This window comes from Nitrospirillum goiasense (genome assembly GCF_034427435.1).
GTDB lineage: Bacteria > Pseudomonadota > Alphaproteobacteria > Azospirillales > Azospirillaceae > Nitrospirillum.
The window spans coordinates 629,430-645,387 of the sequence record NZ_JAXQNP010000002.1; the positions used below are offsets into that span (position 1 = coordinate 629,430).

The 15,958-nt window shown below is 69.4% G+C and carries 12 protein-coding genes and 1 pseudogene; 11 read left to right on the forward strand and 2 right to left on the reverse strand.

Annotation, left to right across the window (positions count from 1 at the left end):
• Positions 1 to 42: 42 nt before the first annotated feature.
• From ULB03_RS05245 to leuC, 10 genes and pseudogenes are all read left to right on the forward strand, one after another.
• Positions 43 to 1,278, forward strand: coding sequence for an aspartate kinase (locus ULB03_RS05245; protein ID WP_145732858.1), 1,236 nt, complete (start codon positions 43 to 45; stop codon positions 1,276 to 1,278).
• Between the two features lie 210 nt (positions 1,279 to 1,488).
• On the forward strand, positions 1,489 to 2,580 hold the full coding sequence (locus tag ULB03_RS05250) for an NAD(P)H-dependent flavin oxidoreductase (protein ID WP_322482205.1): 1,092 nt from the start codon (positions 1,489 to 1,491) through the stop codon (positions 2,578 to 2,580).
• A gap of 167 nt (positions 2,581 to 2,747) precedes the next feature.
• Positions 2,748 to 4,955, forward strand: coding sequence for a phosphoenolpyruvate--protein phosphotransferase (gene ptsP, locus ULB03_RS05255; RefSeq protein ID WP_322483783.1), 2,208 nt, complete (start codon positions 2,748 to 2,750; stop codon positions 4,953 to 4,955).
• A 215-nt stretch (positions 4,956 to 5,170) separates the two neighbouring features.
• Positions 5,171 to 6,391, forward strand: a complete 1,221-nt coding sequence (locus ULB03_RS05260) for a RodZ domain-containing protein (protein WP_322482206.1) — start codon at positions 5,171 to 5,173, stop codon at positions 6,389 to 6,391.
• A complete protein-coding gene (locus ULB03_RS05265) occupies positions 6,391 to 8,016 on the forward strand; it encodes a GH39 family glycosyl hydrolase (RefSeq protein ID WP_322482207.1) in 1,626 nt (541 codons plus the stop codon). The genes ULB03_RS05260 and ULB03_RS05265 overlap by 1 nt, the downstream gene beginning before the upstream one ends.
• Before the next feature lie 140 nt (positions 8,017 to 8,156).
• Positions 8,157 to 9,292 (forward strand): annotated as a pseudogene (gene ispG / locus ULB03_RS05270) (flavodoxin-dependent (E)-4-hydroxy-3-methylbut-2-enyl-diphosphate synthase).
• A 177-nt stretch (positions 9,293 to 9,469) separates the two neighbouring features.
• Positions 9,470 to 10,555 (forward strand): peptide chain release factor 1, encoded by a 1,086-nt coding sequence (prfA, locus tag ULB03_RS05275; RefSeq protein WP_322482208.1) that lies wholly within the window; start codon positions 9,470 to 9,472, stop codon positions 10,553 to 10,555.
• Positions 10,552 to 11,538 carry a N5-glutamine methyltransferase family protein gene (locus ULB03_RS05280; protein ID WP_416211035.1) on the forward strand — a complete coding sequence of 329 codons (987 nt, stop codon included), beginning with the start codon at positions 10,552 to 10,554 and terminating at the stop codon, positions 11,536 to 11,538. Before prfA ends, ULB03_RS05280 begins: the two co-directional genes overlap by 4 nt.
• Positions 11,539 to 11,810: 272 nt before the next feature.
• Positions 11,811 to 12,260 (forward strand): DUF4167 domain-containing protein, encoded by a 450-nt coding sequence (locus ULB03_RS05285; RefSeq protein WP_322482209.1) that lies wholly within the window; start codon positions 11,811 to 11,813, stop codon positions 12,258 to 12,260.
• A 273-nt stretch (positions 12,261 to 12,533) separates the two neighbouring features.
• On the forward strand, positions 12,534 to 13,943 hold the full coding sequence (gene leuC / locus ULB03_RS05290; RefSeq protein WP_322482210.1) for a 3-isopropylmalate dehydratase large subunit: 1,410 nt from the start codon (positions 12,534 to 12,536) through the stop codon (positions 13,941 to 13,943).
• Positions 13,944 to 14,032: 89 nt separating this feature from the next.
• On the opposite strand, the gene ULB03_RS05295 is transcribed toward leuC, so the two are convergent.
• On the reverse strand, positions 14,033 to 14,578 hold the full coding sequence (locus tag ULB03_RS05295) for an NUDIX hydrolase (protein WP_322482211.1): 546 nt from the start codon (positions 14,576 to 14,578) through the stop codon (positions 14,033 to 14,035).
• 38 nt (positions 14,579 to 14,616) lie between these two features.
• Positions 14,617 to 15,123 (reverse strand): DUF1178 family protein, encoded by a 507-nt coding sequence (locus ULB03_RS05300; RefSeq protein WP_322482212.1) that lies wholly within the window; start codon positions 15,121 to 15,123, stop codon positions 14,617 to 14,619.
• Between the two features lie 180 nt (positions 15,124 to 15,303).
• Between ULB03_RS05300 and ULB03_RS05305 the strand changes: the two genes are divergently transcribed.
• Positions 15,304 to 15,891, forward strand: a complete 588-nt coding sequence (locus tag ULB03_RS05305) for a methyltransferase domain-containing protein (protein ID WP_322482213.1) — start codon at positions 15,304 to 15,306, stop codon at positions 15,889 to 15,891.
• Positions 15,892 to 15,958 lie beyond the last annotated feature (67 nt).

Consider the following 15,958-nt stretch of genomic DNA (forward strand, 5'->3'; position numbering starts at 1 on the left):
CCGCCGGCGGTTGGCCGGCTTTTAGCAAGGCAGACACGGGTTATGGCACGCCTCGTCTTGAAGTTCGGCGGCACGTCGGTCGGCACCATCGACCGCATCAAGAATGTCGCCCGCAAAGTGAAACAGGAGGTCGACGCCGGCCATGAGGTGGCGGTGGTCGTCTCCGCCATGTCGGGCGTGACCAACCAGCTGGTGGATTATGTGAAACAGGTCGGCCGCCTGGCGGACGAGCGCGAATACGACGCCGTGGTCGCCTCGGGCGAGCAGGTGACCAGCGGTCTGCTGGCCATCGCCCTGCAGGAGATCGGCATCCCCGCGCGGTCGTGGCAGGGATGGCAAATCCCCCTGATCACCGACGACGTGCATGGCAAGGCCCGTATCGAGCGCATCGAGTCCGCCGAACTGGTGGCCCGCATGTCCACGGGCGAGGTGGCGGTGGTCGCGGGTTTCCAGGGCGTGTCCAAGGACGGCCGCATCGCCACCCTGGGCCGTGGCGGCTCCGACACCTCGGCCGTCGCCCTGGCGGCGGCGGTGGGCGCCGAGCGGTGTGATATTTACACCGATGTCGATGGCGTCTACACCACCGACCCGCGCATCGTGACCAAGGCCCGCAAGCTGGGCCGCATCACGTACGAGGAAATGCTGGAGATGGCGTCGCTGGGCGCCAAGGTCCTGCAGACCCGGTCGGTGGAAATGGCCATGAAGCACCGGGTGCGCGTCCAGGTGCTGTCGACCTTCGAGGAAGCGGCCGGCAGCGCGTTGCCGGGAACTCTTGTCGTTGATGAGGACGAAATCGTGGAACAGGAACTGGTCAGCGGCATCGCCTACAGCCGGGATGAGGCGAAGGTGACCCTGGTGGGCGTTGAAGACCGGCCGGGCGTGGCGGCCGCCATTTTCGGCCCGCTCACCGATGCCGCCATCAACGTCGACATGATCGTGCAGAACGTGTCGGAGGACGGCACCACCACCGACATGACCTTCACCGTCACCAAGGCCGACCTGGACCGCACCGTGCAGGTGCTGGAGGGCGCCCGGGACGACCTGAAGTTCCGCCGCCTGATCGCCGACAGCAACGTGGTCAAGGTCTCGGTCATCGGCGTCGGCATGCGCAGCCACGCCGGCGTGGCCCAGCGCATGTTCAAGGCGCTGGCCGACCGCGGCATCAACATCCAGGTCATTTCCACCAGTGAGATCAAGGTCAGCGTCCTGATCGCCGAGGAATACACCGAACTGGCGTTGCGCGCGCTGCACACCGCATACGGCCTGGACCAGGCATAAGCATCTGAGCGACACTGTGCCCCGGGGGTCCGCCAAGACGACCCCCGGGGCATTGTTGTTTTCAGCGGCTGTTTTGGGTTAGGGATCGGCATCGTCCCGGTGCCGGACCGCCCGGGGCGCCCCATCCGGGGAGCGTCCCCACGGAATACCCGTCGCAAGACACCCGCCGGGCCACGACGCCTTTTTCGCCAAACAGGGACTAGCGTTTTGATGAGCATCGCCACCACGACCGGAACCGCGCGCGCCAGGCTGGACGCGCTTTGGGCCCGTGGACGGGACTTCCTGGGGACGGAGCTGGCCATCATGGGCGGCGCCATGACCTGGGTGTCGGACGCCAACCTGGTGGCCGCCATTTCGAACGGCGGCGGCTTCGGCGTCCTGGCCTGTGGCGCCATGACGCCCGAGATGCTGGCCCAGGAGATCGACGCCACCCGCGCGCTGACGGCGAAGCCTTTCGGCGTCAACCTGATCACCATGCACCCGCAACTGGACGTGCTGGCCGACATTTGTCTCAGCCACGGCGTTCACCATGTGGTGCTGGCCGGCGGCCTGCCGCCGGCACCGGTGATCAAGCAGCTGAAGGATGGCGGCGCCAAGGTCATCTGCTTCGCGCCAGCGCTGGTGCTGGCCAAGAAGCTGGTGCGCATGGGCGTGGACGCCCTGGTGATCGAGGGCATGGAGGCCGGCGGCCACATCGGGCCCGTCGCCACCTCCGTCCTGGCGCAGGAGATCCTGCCGGAAATCCATGACGTGCCGGTGTTCGTGGCCGGCGGCATCGGCCGGGGCGAGGCCATCGTGGCCTATCTGGAACTGGGCGCCGCCGGCGTGCAACTGGGCACCCGCTTCGTCTGCGCCACCGAATCGCGGGCGCACCCCAATTTCAAGCGCGCCTTCATCCGCGCCAGCGCGCGCGACGCCATGCCATCGGCCCAGCTGGACAGCCGCTTCCCCGTCATCCCCGTGCGCGCCCTGCAGAACGAGGGCACCCGCCGCTTCATGGATTTCCAGCGCGAGGTGGTGGAGCGCTTCAACCGGGGCGAGGTGGAGCAGAAGGACGCCCAGCTGGAGATCGAGCACTTCTGGGCGGGCGCCCTGCGCCGCGCCGTCATCGAGGGCGACGTGGAGAATGGCAGCCTGATGGCGGGCCAATCGGTGGGCATGGTGACGCGGGAGCAGCCGACGGCCGACATCCTGGCCGAGCTGGTGGCCCAGGCGGAGGACGCGCTGGCCGGGCGCTATGGCCATGTTCGTGAAACGGTGGAAACGGGACCGGCGTTGGCGCTGGCGGGAGCGGCGGGCTAGTGGCACCGAACTCCGGAACTCCTCCCCTCCTCATCGACCCGGGGCTTGACGTTCCGGAGGCCGGCACCGTTGCCAGCGGTGCCTCCCCCGACGCCGTGACCACCCTGCGCCGCTCCGCCGATGCGGCCGGCGGCGCCCGTCGCCTGCTGGCCCGCCTTCGCGACGTCATGGCCGCCGGCGGCACCGCCCAGTCGCGGCTGGACAAGATCGTCATGCTGATCGCCGCCGAGATGGGGGCGGACGTCTGTTCCTGCTACGTCATGCGGGCGGGCGAGGTGCTGGAGCTGTTCGCCACCATCGGCCTGAACCTGGACGCCGTGCACAAGACCCGCCTGCGGGTGGGCGAGGGCCTGGTGGGCGACATCGCCGCCCACGCCCGGCCGGTGGCCCTGGCCAACGCGCCCAGCCATCCCAACTTCGCCTATCGCCCGGAAACCGGCGAAGACCCGTTCGACAGCTTCATGGGCGTGCCCATCCTGCGCGGCGGCCGCGTGCGCGGGGTGCTGGCCATCCAGCACATCGCCCGCCGCGCCTATGACGAGCAGGACGTGGAGACGCTGGAGACCATCGCCATGGTGGTGGCCGAGCTGGTGGCCACGGGCGAGCTGGTCGACAACCGCGAACTGCAGGTGGCCAACGACCTGGTGCTGCTGCCGTCCCGCCTGGACGGCGTCAGCCTGAACCGGGGCATCGCCATGGCCGTGGCCGTGCTGCATCGGCCGCAACTGACCATCCGCCAGATGGTGGCGGATGATCCGGAGCTGGAGCTGAGCCGCCTGCGCGAGGCGGTGGACAGCATGCACTCCGCCATCGACCGGCTGTTGATCCTGTCGGGTGAAAACGGCGGCGAGCACCACGAGATCATCGAAACCTACCGCATGTTCGCGACCGACCGTGGCTGGCTGTCGCGCATCCGTGAGGCCATCCGCACCGGCCTGACGGCGGAGGCGGCGGTGCAGCAGGTGCAGAACGACAACCGCGCCCGCATGGCGTCGGTGACCGACAGCTACATCCGCGAACGCCAGCTGGACCTGGACGACATCACCAACCGCCTGCTGCAGCATCTGGCCGGGCGGCAGGACAAGGCCGATGGCGGCACCCTGCCGGAGGAGTTCGTGCTGGTGGCCCGCAACCTGGGCCCGGCCGAGCTGCTGGATTACGACCGCACCCGGCTGCGCGGCCTGGTGCTGGAGGAAGGGGCGGCCTACAGCCACGTGGCCATCGTGGCCCGCGCCCTGGACATTCCCGTGGTGGGCCAATGCACCGGCGTGCTGAGCCGCGTCGACCCGCTGGACTTCGTCATCGTCGACGGCGACCACGGCCAGGTTTTCGTGCGCCCCGCGGAAGACATCACCGAGGCCTTCCTGAAAAGCATCGAGGTGGGGGAGGAGCGCAAGCGCGAGTTCGCCGCCGCCCGCGAGTTGGAGTCGGTGACGCGCGACGGCGTGCCCGTGCGCCTGATGCTGAACGCCGGCCTGCTGATCGACCTGCCCCACCTGCACGCCACCGGCGCCGACGGCATCGGCCTCTACCGCACCGAAATCCCCTTCATGGTGCGGCACACCTATCCCGACACGGCGGTGCAGAAGGAAACCTACGCCAAGGTGCTGGACGAGGCGGGGGAGAAGCCCGTCACCTTCCGCACCCTGGATGTGGGCGGGGACAAGACCCTGCCCTATTTCCCCGACCTGGGCGAGGAGAACCCGGCCCTGGGCTGGCGCGCCATCCGCATCGGCCTGGACCGCCCGGCCATGCTGCGCAAACAGTTGCGGGCCCTGCTGTGGGCGGCGTCGGGCCGCGACCTGCGGGTGATGTTCCCCATGGTGGCCGAGGTGTCGGAGTTCATCCGTGCCCGCCGCGTGCTGGACCTGGAACTGCGCCGGCTGCACCAGGACGGCGTGGCCCCGCCCCGCGACCTGAAGGTGGGCGTGATGATGGAGGTGCCGGCCCTGCTGTTCCAGCTGGACGCGCTGCTGCCCCACATCGACTTCATGTCCGTGGGGTCCAACGACCTGTTGCAGTACCTGTTCGCCAGCGATCGCGGCAACCCCATGCTGAACAACCGCTATGACCTGCTGTCGCCGGCCATGCTGTCGGTGCTGCGCATGCTGGTCCGGCGCTGCGACGCGGCCGGGGTGCAACTGTCGCTGTGCGGGGAGATGGCCAGCCGGCCCCTGGACGCCATGGCCCTGCTGGGCTGCGGCTTCCGCACCCTGTCGATGAGCCCAGGCGCCTTCGGCGAGGTCAAGACCATGATCCGCTCGGTGGACGTGGGCGTGTTGCAGCACTTCCTGGACAGCCTGCTGGGCCGGCCGGACCGCAGCCTGCGCCTGCATCTGCTGGCCTTCGCCCGGGACCACGGCGTGCGGTTGTAATTCCGTGGGGCACATCCCCAGTGGGCGCCCTGTCGGCCGCCCCGTGGATAAATCCAAGGGGCGTATGTCCGCCGGTGTTCCGGGCGGCGGGAGGCTTACTGTGGTTGCGGTACCGCGAGCCCCTTGATAAGACTCCGCCCAACATCGTCGTCGGCGTAATAAACGAACCGGCGGTTGGGATAATTCGTGCACCATTCTGTGCTGGGACAGCCGTCATGACTGAACGCCGCGACCGTTATCGGGACATGATAGACGCCGGTCGTGCCGCCGAACCGCAGGCCCCGCGCCAAACGGTGGGCGACATCCTGCGCCTGCGGCGCGAGGAGCTGGGGTACGACCTGGCGGGCGTGGCCAACGTCCTGCGCATCCGCCGCGCCTACCTGGAAGCCATCGAGGACGGCCGTTACGGCGACCTGCCGGGCCAGGCCTACATCCTGGGCTTCCTGCGCAGCTACGCCGATCTGCTGGGCATCGATTCCGGCGACCTGCTGAACCGCTTCAAGGATGAAACGGCGGGCCATGTCCGCCCGGCGGAGCTGTACCTGCCCATCCCGGTGAGCGAGAACCGCGTGCCCAGCGGCGCCCTGATGGTGGCGGCGGTGGTGCTGGCCGCCGTCCTCTATGGCGGCTGGTATCTCTATTCCTCCGCCGACCGTAGCGCGCTGGACCTGGTGCCCAAGCTGCCGGAGCGGCTGGCCCACCTCACGGGCAGCGGCGACACCTCGTCCCCGCCGCCGGCCAACGTGCTGCCGGCCCCGGCGGTGCAGGCCCTGCTGAACCAGGCGCAGCCCACGGCACCAGAGGTGGGCGCGGCGCCGGACGCCACCGCCCCGATGCCCGATGCCATGCCGGGTCCCGTGCCGGTGGCCCCGGCCGGCGGTCAAACCGCCCCGCAGGCAGGCACCACCGCACCGGCCGGTGTCCCCGCGCCCGGCCCCGCCACCCCCGTCCCGGCGGGAAAGACGGTCCCGGCGGCAACGCAGCCGGCGGCCCCCGTGACGTCGGAAGCGCCGGATGACGAGGCGCCGCAAATGCCGGACCTGGGCCAGCCCAAGAGTGCGGCCGCCGACACCGACGCCGCACCGGCCGATACTGGCATGCGGCCCGACACCACAGCCCCGGGCACAGCGCCGGTGGCCACCAAGGGCCGCGTCTTCGGCCAGACCGGACCCGCCCGCGTGGTGGTGCGCGCCACGGACGAAAGCTGGATCCAGGTGCGCGACGCCAAGGGCACGCTGTGGGCGTCCCGCGTGCTGCACCCGGGCGACAGCTTCCGCGCACCCGACGTGCCCGGCCTGTCCCTGGAAACCGGCAACGCCGGCGGCGTCGTCATCAGCCTGGACGGCAAGGATCTGCCGGCGCTGGGCGCCAAGGGCCAGGTGGTGCGCAGCTATCCCCTGCAACCGGACGATCTACAGGCGCGGGGGGTGCATTGATGGCGTCGCTGTTTAACGGCCGGGCGGTCGCCGCCGCCGGCCTTTGCGCCTGCGTCGCCCTGACGGCCAGCCTCGCCTCCCCGGCGGCGCGGGCTGCGGGCCGCGTCCGCCAGATCGACGTCGACGTGGCCAAGGCGGCCCAGCCGCTGGACCGCTTCTACGACCTGTCCATCGGGTCCGATTACCCGGGCACCCTGATGCGCCCGGACAGCATGGCGCAGCTGAGGACCACGCAGGATGAGCTGGGCTTCCGCTACATCCGCTTCCACGCCATTTTCCACGACGTGCTGGGCACGGTGAAGGTCGAGAACGGCGCCATCACCTACGACTGGAGCAAGATCGACCAGTTGTACGACGACCTGAAGGCGCGCGGGCTGAAGCCCTTCGTGGAGCTGGGCTTCACGCCCAAGGCCATGGCGACGTCGGACAACAAGATCTTCTATTGGGAGGGCAACACCTCCCACCCCAGGCCCAACGCCTGGCGCGACCTGATCACCGCCTTCGTCCAGCACATCGAAGCGCGCTATGGCCAGGCCGAGGTGCGCAGCTGGTTCTTCGAGGTGTGGAACGAGCCCAACCTGGCCGGCTTCTGGGAGGGGGCGGACCAGCAGGCCTATTTCGCCCTGTACGACCTGACCGCCAACACCATGAAGGCGATCGACCCCGAACTGAAGGTGGGCGGCCCCGCCACCGCCGGCGCCGCTTGGGTGCCGGAGTTCCTGGACCATGTGGCGCACAGCGGCGCGCCGGTGGATTTTGTCACCACCCACACCTATGGCGTGGATGGCGGCTTCCTGGATGAGGCGGGCAAGGCCGACACCAAGCTGTCACCCTCGCCCGACGCCATCGTGGGCGACGTGCGCAAGGTGCGCGAGCAGATCGCCGCCTCCCGCTTCCCGCACCTGCCGCTCTATTTCACGGAGTGGAGCACCAGCTACACCCCCCGCGACCTGGTGCACGACAGCTACATCAGCGCGCCCTACATCCTGGCCAAGCTGAAGGCCAGCCAGGGCATGGTCCAGGGCATGAGCTACTGGACCTACAGCGACCTGTTCGAGGAGCCCGGCCCGCCCACCGCCCCGTTCGAGGGCGGCTTTGGCCTGATGAACCGCGAGGGCATCCGCAAGCCGGCCTATTTCGCCTACAAGTACCTGCACGCGCTGCAGGGCGACGCCGTGCCGGTGACGGACGGTCAGGTCATGGCGTCCGCGGCGGAGGGCAAGGCCGCGGCCCTGGTGTGGGACTTCCAGCAGCCGCGCCAGCCGGTCAGCAACCGGTCCTTCTACAGCAAGATCGTGCCCAGCAAGCCGGCGCCGGCCATCAAGGTGGCGTTCCACGGGCTGAAGCCGGGACAGTACCGCCTGGCGGTCCACCGCACCGGCTATCGCGCCAACGACGCCTATTCCGCCTACATCGACATGGGCGCGCCCAAGGCCCTGTCGCCGGAGCAATTGGCCAAGCTGACCGACCTGACGCGCGACCTGCCGGAGGCGGACAAGACCGTGACCGTCGGCGCCGATGGCCGCTACGCCGTCCCGCTGCCCATGCACAGCAACGACATCGTGCTGGTCACGCTGGAAAAGAGCGGTGCGGAAAAGAGCGGTGCCGACACCGGCGGCAAGTAAGCCTTTCTCTTCGGTCGCTTAACCGTTACCGGCCGTGCCGTCCCGCACGCGGCGCGATGATGCCTTGTGCGATGGCCTCTTGATCCCGGGGCCGTCCGGCAGCACTTTACGGTCAAAATTCCCTCATGAGGCCCGTTCCCATGTCCACCTCCCATCGTGCGTATCGCCAGATCCTGCGCCGGCCCTCCCGTCAAATTCGTGTCGGCAAGGTCCTGGTCGGCGGCGACGCGCCGATCTCCGTCCAGACCATGACCAACACGCTGACCGCCGACGCCAAGGCGACCATCGAGCAGGTGTTGCGGGCCGAAGAGGCCGGCGCCGACATGGTCCGCGTCTCCTGCCCCGACGAGGAGTCGACGGCAGCGCTGAAGGAGATCGTGAAGGCGGTGAACGTGCCCATCGTGGCCGACATCCACTTCCACTATAAGCGCGCCATCGAGGCCGCCGAGGCGGGCGCCGCCTGCCTGCGCATCAACCCCGGCAACATCGGATCGCACGACCGCGTGCGCGAGGTGGTGCAGGCCGCCAAGGACCATGGCTGCGCCATGCGCATCGGCGTCAACGCCGGCTCGCTGGAGCGCGAGCTGCTGGAACGCTATGGCGAGCCCTGCCCCGAAGCCCTGGTGGAAAGCGCCCTGACCCACGCCAAGATCCTGGAGGACCATGACTTCCGGGAGTTCAAGATTTCCGTGAAGGCGTCGGACGTGTTCCTGGCCGTGGCCGCCTACCAGGGCCTGGCCGAGGCCTGTGACTATCCCCTGCACATCGGCATCACCGAGGCCGGCGGCCTGCGCGCCGGCACCGTGAAGTCGTCCATCGGCCTGGGCATGCTGTTGTGGTCGGGCATCGGCGACACCATCCGCGTGTCGCTGTCCGCCCCCCGGAGGAGGAGGTCAAGGTCGGCTTCGAGATGCTGAAGTCGCTGGGCCTGCGCCGTCGCGGCGTCACCGTCATTTCCTGCCCGTCCTGTGCCCGCCAGCAGTTCGACGTCATCAAGACGGTCGAGGTGCTGGAGGAACGCCTGGCCCACATCACCACCCCCATGACCGTCTCGGTCATCGGCTGCGTTGTGAACGGCCCGGGTGAGGCCACCATGACCGACATCGGCTTCACCGGCGGCGGCAAGGGCGTGCACCAGGTGTTCCTGGCCGGCCAGCCGGCCCACCGCCTGAAGGATGAGAGCATCGTCGACCACCTGGTGTCGCTGGTGGAAAAGAAGGCCGAGGAAATCAAGGCCGCCCAGGCCGCCGAAGAAGCCGCCGCCGCGGCCGAGTAGCCTGAAAGTGCCCGCGGCATGAGTCTTCGCTCATGCCGCTAGGCTGCGACCGCAGCCGCCGGAAGTTTCTGGGGACCGTCAGCGGACCGGAAACTGAGGATAAGCCAAGCGGCCGGATGGCCGCGCCCGGCGCTTGAGGGGCTTTAGTCAGCCCGGACACGGGATGACGGAACGACCATGACCACATTGGAAGAACGGTTCGGGGACACGCTGGCCAAGCTGTCGGCCCGGCATGACGAACTGCGCGACGCCCTGGCGACGGGCACGCTGGCGGCCGACGCCTACACCCGCATGAGCAAGGAGTTCGCGGAGCTGACGCCGGTGGCGGAGTCCATCGCCACATTGCGCCGCGCCCGGGCCGACCTGGCGGATCTGGCCCGCATGGCGGAGGCGGAAGCCGACCCGGAGATGCGGGAACTGGCGCAGGATGAACTGCTGCAGGCGGAGAAGGCCCTGCCCGGCCTGGAACGCCAGGTCATGCTGGCCCTGCTGCCCAAGGACGCGGCTGACGACAAGAACGCCATGCTGGAAGTGCGCGCCGGCACCGGTGGCGATGAAGCGGCCCTGTTCGCCGCCAACCTGTTCGACATGTACCGGCGCTACGCCGGCATCCAGGGCTGGCGCTTCGAGGTCATCGAGATCTCCGAGACCGGGCTGGGCGGCTACAAGGAAGCCATCGCCAGCATTTCCGGCCGGGGCGTGTTCCGCCGGCTGAAGTTCGAATCGGGCGTGCACCGGGTGCAGCGCGTGCCAGCCACCGAAACCCAGGGCCGCATCCACACCTCCGCCGCCACCGTGGCCGTGCTGCCCGAGGCGGAGGAGGTGGACATCCAGATCGACGAGAAGGACCTGCGCATCGACGTGTTCCGCTCGTCCGGCCCCGGCGGGCAGTCGGTCAACACCACCGACAGCGCCGTGCGCATCACCCACCTGCCCACCGGCCTGGTGGTCAGCCAGCAGGATGAGAAGTCGCAGCACAAGAACAAGGCCAAGGCCCTGCGCGTGCTGCGCTCCCGCCTCTATGACCTGCAGCGCAGCGCCCTGGACGCGGAGCGCGCGGCCAACCGCAAGAGCCAGGTGGGCAGCGGCGACCGTTCCGAACGCATCCGCACCTACAACTTCCCCCAAGGCCGGGTGACCGACCACCGCATCAACCTGACGCTCTACAAGATCGACAAGGTCATGGCGGGCGAGGCCCTGGACGAGGTGGTGGAGGCGCTGATCGCCCAGGACGAGGCGGAGCGCCTGGCCGAACTACAGTGAGCGCGGCGATCCCTCCCCCCGCGCCCCTGCGCACCGTGCTGAAGGCGGCCGAGGAAAAGCTGGCCGCCGCCGGCTGCGCCAGCCCCCGGCTGGACGTGCGCCTGCTGGCGGAGGAGGCGCTGGGCTGGTCGCGCACCACCCTGCTGCTGGAGGGCGACCGCCCCGTGCCGGCCGAGGCCCAGGCCGCGCTGGCCGCCCTGGTCGACCGCCGCGCCGCGCGCGAGCCGGTGTCCCGCATCCTGGGCAAGCGGGAGTTCTGGAGCCTGGAGTTCCGCCTGGCCCCGGACACGCTGGACCCCCGGCCCGATACCGAAACCCTGGTGGAAACGGCCCTGCGCCACCTGCCCGACGGCCAGCGCCCCCGGCGCCTGCTGGATTTGGGCACGGGCAGCGGCTGCATCCTGCTGGCCCTGCTGTCCGAACTGCCGGGCGCCTGGGGCCTGGGCGTGGACATAGCCCCCGGCGCCGCGCGGGCCGCCGCCGCCAACGCGCGGGATCTGGGCTTCGCGAACCGCAGCGCCTTCCTGGTGGGCAGTTGGACGGACGCCCTGGCGGACGGCGCGTCCGGGGGGGCCGCTTCGACGCCATCGTGTCCAACCCGCCCTACATCCCGGCGGCTGATATCGCCGGCCTGGAGCCGGAAGTGCGGACCTTCGACCCCCGGCGCGCCCTGGATGGCGGCGCCGACGGTCTGGACCCGTACCGCCACCTGGCCAAGGTCGCCGGCGGACTGCTGGTGCCCGGCGGGCTGCTGGCGGTGGAGCATGGCGCCGGCCAGGGGGCGGACGTGGCGGCCCTGTTCGCCGCCGCGGGCCTGGAGGTCCTGGAGCGGGTCGACGACCTGGCCGGGCATGACCGCGTGGTCGCCGCCCGTACCCCGCCCGGCGCCCCCGCCTCCTCCTAAAGGACGGAAAAACACCGACGGACCTGACCGTCTGCGCCGGGAACGCAGGGGCGCTTCGCCAAAAAAGATGTTGGATTAGCGGGATACTGCGTTTAGGGTCGTTTTCGCGTGGTGAAGGCCGAAGGGGCGACGCGCCAGGTCCAAACGGGGAAACACCCGTGCAGGGGTCCGGCTAGCGTTCATGGGCCAAGAATGATCACCACGGCATGCCAGTTTGCCCAGCATGGTCGATCCGGTGTCAATCCGGGTAACGGGTGGATTCCGGGATCGGATGCAGCGGCGCGGATGGAAAAGCTCCGCCCCCTTGGCACGGCATGCATGGAACTCCAACGGGGCTAGAGCAGCAGTCGGATGAGACAGGGACCGAACTCCAGGCGTTCGCGTGGACGCGGCGGTAACAACGGTGGCAATGCCGGCGGCAACGGCGGCGGCAATGGCAACAACGGGGGCGGTAATAACCGCCGCCAGAACGTGCCCCTGCGTCACCAGACCTTTGACAGCAACGGCCCGGATGTGCGCATCCGCGGCAACGCCTTCCAGGTGCATGAGAAGTACCTGGCCCTGGCCCGCGACGCCCAGTCGTCCGGCGACCGGGTGGCGGCGGAAAACTACCTGCAGCATGCGGAGCACTATTTCCGCATCATCACGCAGATCAACGAGGCCGAGCAACGCCAGCGCGGCGGCGAGCCCCGGCCTTACCAGCCGCAGACGGGCTACGACGACGCCGACGGCGGCGAGGCGTCCGACGAGGCCGAGGCCGACAGCCCGGCCGAAGACGAGCGCGAGCCGCTGAGCGCGTGATCTTAAAAAGCCCCGCCCTCACCGGTGGGGCTTTTTGTTGCCCTGTTTTGGGTGGCTCAGGCGCCGGCGGCCCCTGTCAGGGCCTCGGGCCTTGGAGGGAGCCCGCCCCGATGCTGGGGACGCAAGAACAAATGACCGCTATGCGGCGACGGCACGCTCTTGCGCTTGTTCACGACAGGACCGGTCGTTATTCTGCGCCTCCGTGAAACAAAAAGACCCGCCGCAGGGGTTTTGGCGTTTCGGAAATGTCGGTCCGCATCAGAGTGAAGATCCATGGGCAAGCCGCGCACCCTCTATGACAAGATCTGGGACAGCCATGTCGTTCACCGGCAGGAGGACGGCACATGCGTGCTCTATATCGATCTCCACCTCGTGCATGAGGTGACGAGCCCGCAGGCGTTCGAAGGACTGCGCATGGCCGGCCGCAAGGTGCGCCGCCCGTCCGCGACCCTGGCCGTGGCCGACCACAACGTCCCCACCAGCCATGACCGCCTGGCCGGCATCAAGAATGAGGAAAGCCGCGTCCAGGTCGAGCAGCTGGCGATCAACACCAAGGAATTCGGCGTCGACTACTACGACATGTCCGACATCCGCCAGGGCATCGTCCACGTCGTGGGGCCGGAGCAGGGCCTGACCCAGCCGGGCATGACCATCGTCTGTGGTGATAGCCACACGGCCACGCACGGCGCGTTCGGCGCCCTGGCCTTCGGCATCGGCACGTCGGACGTGGAGCATGTGCTGGCCACGCAGACCCTGCTGCTGAAGCCGTCGAAGAACATGCGCATCACCGTGGATGGCGAGCTGCCCGTGGGCGTGACCGCCAAGGACGTGGTGCTGGCCATCATCGGCAAGATCGGCACCGCCGGCGGCACCGGCCATGTCATCGAGTTCGCCGGCTCCGTCATCCGGGGCCTGAGCATGGAAGGCCGCATGACGGTCTGCAACATGGCCATCGAGGCGGGGGCCCGCGCCGGCCTGATCGCCCCGGACGAGACGACGTTCGAGTACCTGAAGGGCCGCCCGCAGGCCCCCAAGGCCGCGACCTGGGAACAGGCCATCAACTGGTGGAAGAGCCTGCCGTCAGACGAAGGCGCGGTGTACGACCGCGAGGTGGTGCTGAAGGCCGAGGACATCGCCCCCATGGTCACCTGGGGCACCAGCCCGCAGGACGTGCTGCCCATCACCGCCGCCGTGCCCAACCCCGCCGACGAGGCGGATGAACACCGCCGCGCCGCCATGGAGCGCGCGCTGAAGTACATGGGCCTGACGGCCGGCACCCCGCTGGACGCCATTCCCGTAGACAAGGTCTTCATCGGTAGCTGCACCAACAGCCGCATCGAGGACCTGCGCGCCGCCGCCAAGGTGGTGGAGGGCCGCCATGTGGCCGACGGCATCTACGCCATGGTGGTCCCGGGATCCGGCCTGGTGAAGGAACAGGCGGAGGCCGAGGGCCTGGACAAGGTGTTCACCGCCGCCGGCTTCGACTGGCGGGAGCCCGGCTGCTCCATGTGCCTGGCCATGAACGACGACAAGCTGAAGCCGGGGGAGCGCTGCGCCTCCACCTCCAACCGCAACTTCGAAGGCCGCCAGGGCCCCGGTGGCCGCACCCATCTGGTGAGCCCCGAGATGGCCGCCGCCGCCGCCCTGACCGGCAAGCTGACGGACGTGCGCTCGCTCAACTGAGCGGACGCCCCGGAGCGATCTGAGCAACGGCGCGGGCCCTTCGGGTTCCGCGCCGTTGGCGTTTCAGCGATGGCCCACGCCTGCCCGGGTCACAGCCCGTCCACCGGGTTGGTGGCCGGAGCGAAGACCTGGCCGGCCTGGATCAGATGCCGCCGGGCCTCGTACTCGCGTAGCGCCCAGTCGACGCTGGGGAAGGCCAGGTCGGTCCAGGGAATCTCATCCCAGGCGAACAGGGCGACCTCCTGGCTTTCCACGCCGGCGGCGATGTCCGGACTGGTCAGGGTGGCCAGGTAGATCAGTTGCACCTGGCTGATGCGGGGGATGTTGTAGACGGCCAGCAGGGGCCCGATGGCCAGGCGGGCGCCCGCCTCCTCCCACGCCTCGCGGGCGGCGCCCTCCTGGGTGCTTTCCCCCAGCTCCATGAAGCCGGCCGGCAGCGTCCAATAACCGATGCGGGGCGGGATGGCGCGGCGGCACAGCAGGATGCGGTCCTGCCACAAGGCGACGGAGCCCACCACGATCTTGGGATTGTCATAGGCGATGTAGCCGCAGTCGGGGCAGACCAGCCGTTCCCGATCCTCCCCCGGCGGCACCGTCACCACACGGGGCCCGAACGCGGGCGCGGGATCGGACATGGATGCACTCCCTTGGCTTCCGTCGCGCCACTATGGGCTCAAGAATCGTGTTTGGGTACCCACGGGATGCGGGCGAAGGTCACGCCCTCATCCTCCAGCTCCGCCGCTTCCTCATCAGTGGTCTGGCCGTAGATGGGCTTGGCCTCGGCCTCGCCGTAATGGATTTTGCGCGCCTCCTCGGCGAAGCGGTCGCCGACATGGGTGGCGTTGGCCTCCACCTGGCGGCGCATCTCCCGCAACAGGGACAGCACCGCCGCCGGGCCCTGGGCCGCCGCCTCGGCCATCACCGCCGGCGTCACCTCCGGTGCGGGCTGTGGGGGGGCCGCCGCCGGGACGGGGGCCGGCTCCTCCTCGACGCGACCGCCCTGGCCCTTGGCCCGGCCCTTGGCGATGCGGGGAGCCATGGGCGCCTTGCTCACGCCGTGGTCGCCACAGACGGCGCACGCGACCTCACCCGCCGCCAGTTGCTGATCACAGGCGTCGGCGTTCCGGAACCAGACATCGAAGGTGTGGCCCTGGCCACATTTCATTTCATACAGGATCATGGGGTGGAATCTTGAGGGGCGCGGCGCCGTGCGGCGACTCGGGACTGGAAAGTGTCATATACAGTCTGGATGTGGGTGGGAAAAGCCGCCGTGACAATGGACCGGCACAGGCAATGGACCGGCACATCGGCTCCATCCCCCGCGCATCATACACCACCCTTTATAGCTAGGGCCCACGCCATGACATTGTCCGTTTGCGATCCCCGGGGCCAGCCCAGCGCCTGGGTGGCCCGTTTCGCGCCGTTGGTGGCCCGGGGCGGCGCCGTTCTGGACGTGGCCAGTGGCGGCGGCCGGCATGCCCGCTTATTCCACGGGCGGGGCCACCCGGTCACGGCGGTGGACATCGACCTGCGCGGCCTGGCCGACCTGGCGGACCAACCGGGCGTGACCCTGCTGCAGGCGGATCTGGAGGGGGAGGCGCCGGTGGATTTGGGCGGCGCCTATGCCGGCATCGTCGTCACCAACTACCTGCACCGGCCGCTGCTGCCGCGCCTGCCCACCCTGCTGGCCCCGGGCGGGGTGCTGCTGTACGAGACCTTCGCCCAGGGCAACCAGCGCCATGGCCGGCCCTCCAGCCCCGCCTTCCTGTTGCGCGCGGGCGAACTGCTGGCCCTGGCGCGGGACGCCGGCCTGCAAGTGGTCGCCTTCGAACAGGGGGAGATCGCCCTGCCCCGCGCCGCCGTGGTGCAGCGCCTGGCCGCCGTGCGTCCGCTGCCGGCCCCGGACCTGGAGGGGGAGCCAGAGCCGCGCCCCCTGCCGCACGCCTGAAAACACGAACGGCCCCGACCGCTGGGGCCGGGGCCGTCCTGTTCAGGAGGCGTGCGAGGGCTGAGGC

What these genes read in the sequence shown, in the direction of transcription:
- ULB03_RS05260 (WP_322482206.1), top strand. Translation starts at nt 5,171, where the DNA reads ATGACTGAACGCCGCGACCGTTATCGGGACATGATAGACGCCGGTCGT.
- leuC (WP_322482210.1), top strand. Translation starts at nt 12,534, where the DNA reads ATGGGCAAGCCGCGCACCCTCTATGACAAGATCTGGGACAGCCATGTC.
- ULB03_RS05265 (WP_322482207.1), top strand. Translation starts at nt 6,391, where the DNA reads ATGGCGTCGCTGTTTAACGGCCGGGCGGTCGCCGCCGCCGGCCTTTGC.
- ULB03_RS05295 (WP_322482211.1), bottom strand. Translation starts at nt 14,578, where the DNA reads ATGTCCGATCCCGCGCCCGCGTTCGGGCCCCGTGTGGTGACGGTGCCG.
- ULB03_RS05285 (WP_322482209.1), top strand. Translation starts at nt 11,811, where the DNA reads ATGAGACAGGGACCGAACTCCAGGCGTTCGCGTGGACGCGGCGGTAAC.
- ptsP (WP_322483783.1), top strand. Translation starts at nt 2,748, where the DNA reads ATGGCCGCCGGCGGCACCGCCCAGTCGCGGCTGGACAAGATCGTCATG.
- ULB03_RS05250 (WP_322482205.1), top strand. Translation starts at nt 1,489, where the DNA reads ATGAGCATCGCCACCACGACCGGAACCGCGCGCGCCAGGCTGGACGCG.
- ULB03_RS05305 (WP_322482213.1), top strand. Translation starts at nt 15,304, where the DNA reads ATGACATTGTCCGTTTGCGATCCCCGGGGCCAGCCCAGCGCCTGGGTG.
- ULB03_RS05300 (WP_322482212.1), bottom strand. Translation starts at nt 15,123, where the DNA reads ATGATCCTGTATGAAATGAAATGTGGCCAGGGCCACACCTTCGATGTC.
- prfA (WP_322482208.1), top strand. Translation starts at nt 9,470, where the DNA reads ATGACCACATTGGAAGAACGGTTCGGGGACACGCTGGCCAAGCTGTCG.
- ULB03_RS05245 (WP_145732858.1), top strand. Translation starts at nt 43, where the DNA reads ATGGCACGCCTCGTCTTGAAGTTCGGCGGCACGTCGGTCGGCACCATC.